Origin of the sequence: Roseovarius marisflavi, assembly GCF_900142625.1 — a bacterium.
In the GTDB taxonomy this organism is placed as follows: Bacteria; Pseudomonadota; Alphaproteobacteria; order Rhodobacterales; family Rhodobacteraceae; genus Roseovarius; species Roseovarius marisflavi.
This window is the reverse complement of the sequence record NZ_FRBN01000031.1, coordinates 24049-30048: the sequence shown is the minus strand read 5'-3', so window position 1 is coordinate 30048 and position 6000 is coordinate 24049. Positions and strand designations below refer to the sequence as shown.

Annotated in this window: 7 protein-coding genes, 1 tRNA gene and 2 pseudogenes; 5 read left to right on the top strand and 5 right to left on the bottom strand. The window is 59.5% G+C overall.

The window, feature by feature from the left end; genetic code table 11:
* The first annotated feature begins 94 nt into the window (after positions 1-94).
* The 4 genes and pseudogenes from BUB78_RS21415 to BUB78_RS17665 all read left to right on the top strand — a co-directional run.
* The gene (locus BUB78_RS21415) at positions 95-220 is read left to right on the top strand and encodes a hypothetical protein (protein WP_281248898.1); all 126 of its coding nucleotides are present in this window, start codon (positions 95-97) and stop codon (positions 218-220) included.
* Positions 221-281: 61 nt separating this feature from the next.
* Positions 282-1388, top strand: coding sequence for a 3-isopropylmalate dehydrogenase (gene leuB / locus BUB78_RS17675; RefSeq protein WP_073200407.1), 1107 nt, complete (start codon positions 282-284; stop codon positions 1386-1388).
* Positions 1389-1657: 269 nt separating this feature from the next.
* On the top strand, positions 1658-2134 hold the full coding sequence (locus BUB78_RS17670) for a hypothetical protein (protein WP_073200406.1): 477 nt from the start codon (positions 1658-1660) through the stop codon (positions 2132-2134).
* Between the two features lie 491 nt (positions 2135-2625).
* Positions 2626-2889: pseudogene (locus BUB78_RS17665) on the top strand (aldehyde dehydrogenase family protein); the annotation flags it as partial.
* A gap of 355 nt (positions 2890-3244) precedes the next feature.
* On the opposite strand, the pseudogene BUB78_RS17660 reads toward BUB78_RS17665, so the two are convergent.
* Positions 3245-3529, bottom strand: a pseudogene (locus BUB78_RS17660) (sigma-54-dependent Fis family transcriptional regulator); the annotation flags it as partial.
* Between the two features lie 119 nt (positions 3530-3648).
* On the opposite strand from BUB78_RS17660, the gene BUB78_RS17655 reads away from it, so the two are divergent.
* A tRNA-Pro gene (locus tag BUB78_RS17655) sits at positions 3649-3725 on the top strand.
* Here BUB78_RS17655 and BUB78_RS20775 read toward each other — a convergent pair.
* The 4 genes from BUB78_RS20775 to BUB78_RS17640 all read right to left on the bottom strand — a co-directional run bounded on the left by BUB78_RS20775 (position 3714) and on the right by BUB78_RS17640 (position 5951).
* Positions 3714-3869, bottom strand: a complete 156-nt coding sequence (locus BUB78_RS20775; protein WP_170865104.1) for a hypothetical protein — start codon at positions 3867-3869, stop codon at positions 3714-3716. The two genes, BUB78_RS17655 and BUB78_RS20775, sit on opposite strands and share 12 nt — an antisense overlap.
* 239 nt (positions 3870-4108) lie before the next feature.
* Positions 4109-4363, bottom strand: coding sequence for an amino acid synthesis family protein (locus BUB78_RS17650; RefSeq protein WP_073200405.1), 255 nt, complete (start codon positions 4361-4363; stop codon positions 4109-4111).
* Entirely contained in the window at positions 4360-5538 is a 1179-nt protein-coding gene (locus BUB78_RS17645) for an MFS transporter (RefSeq protein WP_073200411.1), read from the bottom strand. Before BUB78_RS17645 ends, BUB78_RS17650 begins: the two co-directional genes overlap by 4 nt.
* Positions 5538-5951: a nuclear transport factor 2 family protein gene (locus tag BUB78_RS17640; RefSeq protein WP_073200404.1), complete on the bottom strand. Its 414-nt coding sequence runs from the start codon at positions 5949-5951 to the stop codon at positions 5538-5540. The genes BUB78_RS17645 and BUB78_RS17640 overlap by 1 nt, the downstream gene beginning before the upstream one ends.
* Positions 5952-6000: the final 49 nt, after the last annotated feature.

The window sequence follows — 6000 nt, the reverse complement described above, 5'->3', positions numbered from 1 at the left end:
GGCGAAACTCGTCTGTGTATCGCTTTGCCATTCCTTATCTCCTTCATAGCAAACATTGCTCGAAAGAGGCCGGAACTAAACCGCGACAAGACCAGTGTTAGATCTGAACCTGCCAAGCCTGCCGATCTGGATCGCCACGCATCAGGCGCTGCGCCAGACGCCACGGATCGCGCGGGTCTGGGACGCGCTGGCAGAGGGCCTTGTCCCCAACCTTTCTTGACCATGGCGGGGCTTCGGGATAGGCCATCGGGCAACATCAAGCCACAACAAGGACATGCCACATGAGCAACCCTTCGCTTCTTATCCTGCCCGGTGACGGGATCGGCCCCGAAGTCATGACCGAGGTCGTCAAGATTATCGACTGGTTCGGTGCCAAGCGCGGCATCACCTTCGACGTCTCGACCGATCTTGTCGGCGGCGCGGCCTATGACAAGCACGGCGTGCCGTTGCATGATGATACGATGGCAAAGGCACAAGAAGCTGACGCAGTTCTTTTGGGCGCCGTGGGTGGTCCGGCCTATGACAACCTTGATTTCAGCGTGAAACCAGAGCGCGGCCTGCTGCGGCTGCGCAAGGAAATGGACCTGTTCGCCAACCTGCGCCCGGCGCAATGCTTTGACGCGCTGGCGGATTTTTCATCGTTGAAAAAGGATATCGTCGCCGGTCTTGATATCATGATCGTGCGCGAACTTACCTCGGGCGTCTATTTCGGCGAGCCGCGCGGCATCTTCAAAGAGGGCAACGAGCGGGTTGGCATCAACACCCAACGCTATACCGAATCCGAGATCGACCGGATCGCCCGCGCCGCGTTTGAGCTGGCGCGCAAGCGCGGCAACAAGGTCTGTTCGATGGAAAAGGCCAACGTGATGGAATCCGGCATCCTGTGGCGTGAAGTCGTGCAAAAGGTGCATGACGAGGATTATGCCGATGTCGAGCTGAGCCATATGTATGCCGACAACGGGGCGATGCAGCTTGTGCGCGCCCCCAAACAGTTTGACGTCATCGTTACCGATAACCTGTTTGGCGATATCCTGTCGGATTGCGCGGCGATGCTGACCGGCTCGCTTGGCATGCTGCCCTCGGCCAGCCTTGGCGCTCCGATGGCCAATGGTCGCCCCAAGGCGATGTACGAGCCGGTGCATGGCTCGGCCCCCGACATCACCGGTCAGGGCAAGGCCAACCCCATCGCCTGTATCCTCAGCTTTGCGATGGCGCTGCGTTATTCGTTCGACATGGGAGATGAGGCAACGCGGGTTGAAAAGGCCGTGGAAAAGGTGCTCGCGGATGGGCTTCGTACCGCTGACCTTCTGGGCAATGAGGGCGAAACCCCGATCTCGACCACCGAGATGGGCGATGCCATTGTCATCGCCCTTGACGCCAGCCTCTGAGCGTCACGTCACTGCAAATCGCAAAGGCCCGCCAGTTGTGCGGGCCTTTTTCATTGGTGGCGTTCATATGGGTCGAGTGCGGTCGGGGTGGCAAATGGCACCATAAGGCCGACCAGACGAACAAAGCGAACCTTCGCTGCAAGTGTAAGGTTACGCTCGACGAGAACCGCAGGTGTCGGCGGTTGCGCCAGTGCACCGCTTATCCCTCGCCAAATTTTAGCCATACTGATTTGCTATCCCCACGCACCGCACCGAAGGAGGATCGAACAGTGACCGACGCCATCCAATCGCAATCGCCTCGCGTTCTGACCAGCTGGGGACTGTGGGCCATGATCTGCGGCGCGGTCGCGATGGTATTGGTCTTTGTGCAGATTCAGATGTTATCGGGTCAGGAGACGGCCTCGATTGGGCAGCAAATCGGCGAGATCGCTGGTGATATCAAGCGCTCGGCTTGGCGGTCCTTCTTGGGCCTGGCACCGCCGGAGCCTGAGCCCATTTCATCATCGCGGGAGCTTTTCGACATGATATTTGCCGCGACCCCGGTCATCGCTGGCATTGCGATCGTCCTGGCGGCGATCTCTTTGTTGATGCGCGAGAGCTGGCGGTTGGGCTTTTACGGTGTGGCCCTCGGAGGTGGTGCGATCCTGTTTCAGTATCTGTGGTGGATGGCCCTTATCATCCTTGGCTTCGCACTGCTCATCAAGATTGTCGAAAACATCGGCGATATCTTCACTTTCGGCGGTTGATCCCCGACCGGGTGGACGTCTGTGGTCTTGCGATCCATCATTGACTGGCGTGGAGGTCAGGCTCGAAAATGGTCTGGGGGGCTTACAGGCCGCTGAACGCTTCCCTGACCTTTAACGTTCATAAATATACGCGGCCCATCGTCCGCATTGGGCTGCGGTTTCAACGGGTCGCTGCAACACAGATCAAAGCCGACCTTCGGGCGTTATAAGAACGTCCGTTTGAGGCAGTCGCCATACACCAGCTCGGAGCGCCCCTATCCTGACAGGAGGCCTGTTTCCCAACTGAAACAGGGCAATCGGGCTGTCTGGGTTGGGATATACATTGACCGCGTGGCAAACAAAGCCGCCGAGACGAAACCCGGCGACCTTGAGATCAAACCTTGAAGGCTAGAAGAACCCAAGCTTGTTGGGGTTGTAGCTGACCAGCATGTTCTTGGTCTGCTGATAGTGGTCCAGCATCATCTTGTGGTTCTCACGCCCGATGCCCGACTGTTTACAGCCGCCAAGAGGGCACCATGTCCGAGATCGACAATGACACGGTCGCCTATCATTTCCTAGAACCGCTTGGCGTGGTCGGCCAGATCATCCCGTGGAACTTTTGGATCCTGATGGCGGCATGGAAACTTGCCCCGGCCCTGGCGGCTGGCAATTGCATCGTGATGAAACCGGCCGAACAGACGCCCGCCGCGATCATGGTGCTGGCCGAGCTTATTGCCGATTTTCTGCCTGCGGGCGTGTTGAACATCGTCAACGGCAAGCGCCAGCTCGACATCCATTGCATCAGAGCGCGCGACGGTGCAGACGACGGCGCCGCTGATCGGGGTGATGTTGTCGAAACAGCGCCCGTTGACGGGTGCTACGAATGTGCCTCCGATGAAGTTGTCATAACGGGTCTTGAACGGCGAGGCATGGTGCCCGGCCACTTGGGTCCTCTCATTCATGGTGTGTCTTCCGATTGCGCCCGGTCCTCCGCCGGGAATGCCGCAAACCTGCGCTTTGGAGGGTGCCCTGTCAGCCCCGTCGCCGGGGATGGACCAGCGCACCTGTCTCAGGGCTGAGACAGGTCAGGCGGTGCTTTAGCCAAGGCCAAGCCGTTTCATTCGGCGATAGAGCGTCGCGCGTGGCGCCGGTGACGATGTCATCGGCATCCACCGCCAAAAGCATCGCTACCTCGGATTCGTCGTGATCGGCAAAGACGATCCGTGCGCGTGGAAAGGCGGCGCGCAAATTGTCGGCCTCGATCTGGCGCGCGGTCTGGGCGACCGTCGCGGCAATCAGGCGGTTGAAGCCCTCGGTCTGATCCGAACGGGCCGAAGACACATCAAGCGCCGCAACGATCCGGCCATCGGCGCCATAGATCGGCGCATTCATAAAGCTCATGGCGGTGTTGCGCGCAGACTGGCCTGCGCAGGCCAAGACCGGTCAATGACACTTCAGGACCGGTTTGCCACTCAAAACCCGCCAAAACACCCTTGCAAAGCCACGCCACCGGGTATAATCGCCTGTCTCACGGTCGGGCTGTAGCGCAGCCTGGTAGCGCACCTGCTTCGGGAGCAGGGGGTCGGAGGTTCGAATCCTCTCAGCCCGACCAGTAATCCAAACATCCGATCACGGCGATCTCAGTCCGCCAAGCCTGTTTAAAGCGGCCGGATATTTGACCGCGCGCGCCAGGCATCAGCATGACAAAACCAAATCGGTTTTTGATGCGGGTTGGTGTCCCTCCGAATTCCAACATTTTCAACGCCTGATCTCCTGGCAAAGACGACCACTTTAAACCGGGGGGGGTGCTAGAGGTTTTGTCAGAAAGCAGAAGAAATGAGAGCCAAAGGCCCAAGGTCAGGGACTCGGTGAGGCCCTCATGGTAGAGCGTTGAGAGGGGCTAGTTATCGGATGTCTATTCAAGAAATGGCGACTGCCTATGCCACAGCCTGGAGTTCCGGGGAGCCCGAAGCCGTGGTGTCGTTCTACCGAGACTCAGGTAAAATCATCATCAATCGTGGCGGTCCGGCAGAGGGACCAAGGCGCGTCCTTGTGCCCAATGGGCAGGTCGATGGTATCGCCTAGGGTGACGGCGGCCTCGAACAGGTTGGACAGATCCTCCTGATCGGTTCCGGCGAAAGGGGTCTTGAACACAGCCATTGCGGCAACGCGGGTGACGGGATCGCAGCAATGGCCCATTTCGTCGGTTGTGATGATTTCCTTGATGAAGATTGTCTTGCGGATTTTCATGCCGATGCCTCCGGTTGGGGGGACGGTGCGGGCTGCGATCTGACGTATCGAAAGGCCAGCGACAGCGGCACAACAAGGGCAAACAGTGCCATGGCCAGAAACATCGGCCCTTGCACGAGTCCGGTTTTGTCGAGGATCGCGCCTGCGACGGGTGGCACGGCCATCATGATCGCGAAGTAGATCGTGAAGAAGATGCCCATTCCAAAGGCCCGCACCTGTGGCCGAAGAGCCTGACCGGCCATCGCCATGATCACGCCCGCCGGAGCCATGCCGACCAATCCGAAAAGCAGGCTGGCGGCGAAGCCCGCTCTTGGGACGCCAAGCAGCATCAAAGACAAGATTGCGCCGCTCATACAAATGGTCAGGATCACATCGCGGCGTCCGAACCGATCCGCAATTTGCCCGCAAACTGCGCCGGACAAGATCATCAGCCAGCTTCCGATACTTATGACCCCCGCCGCCGCAATCGCCGATTGGCCAAGGCTTTCCAGCACTTTCGGCCCGAACGACAGATACGTGACATAGGCCGCGTTGAAGACGCCCCACGCGCCTGCCGCGCAGATAATGAGCCGCCATTCCTGCGATGTCATGCGCGCGGCACCTGCGCGGCCCGCCGCCGGTAAGTCATGCGGGGTCCGATAGAACATATACACGCCGAGCGCCGCGATCATGCAATAAGCGGATGCCACCTGGAATGGCGCCTGCCAGCCATAGGCCTGCTCCAACCAGGAATGGCCAACCTGCCCCATGGCGATCCCAAAGGGCCAGCTCATGACGAGGATGCTCATCGCGGTCGCGATCTCTTGCCCTTCGAACCAGTCGGCGACCATCTTTGTGAAATAAAGCGTCGTTGACAGGAACCCGGCCCCGGCGATGAGGCGCCCCAGACCGATCACCCAGCTATCCACCGCAAGTGATGAGACAAGGCCGCCCAGCGCCAAGCCGACAAGGCCGAACACAACCATTTGCCGGTCGGTTGCGAACCGCCCCAGATAGCCTGCCGGCAAGGCGAGAAATAACCCGGGAAGCATGAACAACCCGATCAGCAATCCGACACCCGCATAGTCGAGCCCGAAGGCGACAGTCAGACTGTCGCCAACGGAGGCCAGGGTTTGAAACTGAAATCCCAGCCCGACACGGGCCAGAAACAGCAAGGCGAGGATGCGCCAGCGCATCAGGCCCACCCAAGCCCGCGCAGTGCATGCACGTCATTCCATATCTTGGTCATGTGGCTGATCTTGTCGCCGTCAAACTCGATAACATACGCGTAGTCGGACACGACGCTCTTGCCGGTGGGCGCAACTGGCCCGCCTTGGCCCGTTTGCGTGCCGTGGAATTCAGCGGCGGCGACGGCAGTGCCGCGCTCGGCATCCATCGCGAAGGACTTTAGCACATATCGCCCGTCGGGCACCGGCGTCAGCAGACCCTTCGTCCACTCGCAATACCCCGACAGCGCCGTGGTATCCGCCAGCGCATCGGCCTGGCATGAAAAACTGGCGTCGTCCGTACACCATACCTTGCATGCGCCCCAGCCTTTGCCGGTTTCGCAGGCGTCGAAAAATGCTTTGGCGGTCTCGAAATGTGACATGGTGTGGCCCCTCTTGTTCAGTTGACAAGAATGAGCTTACGGATGGGAT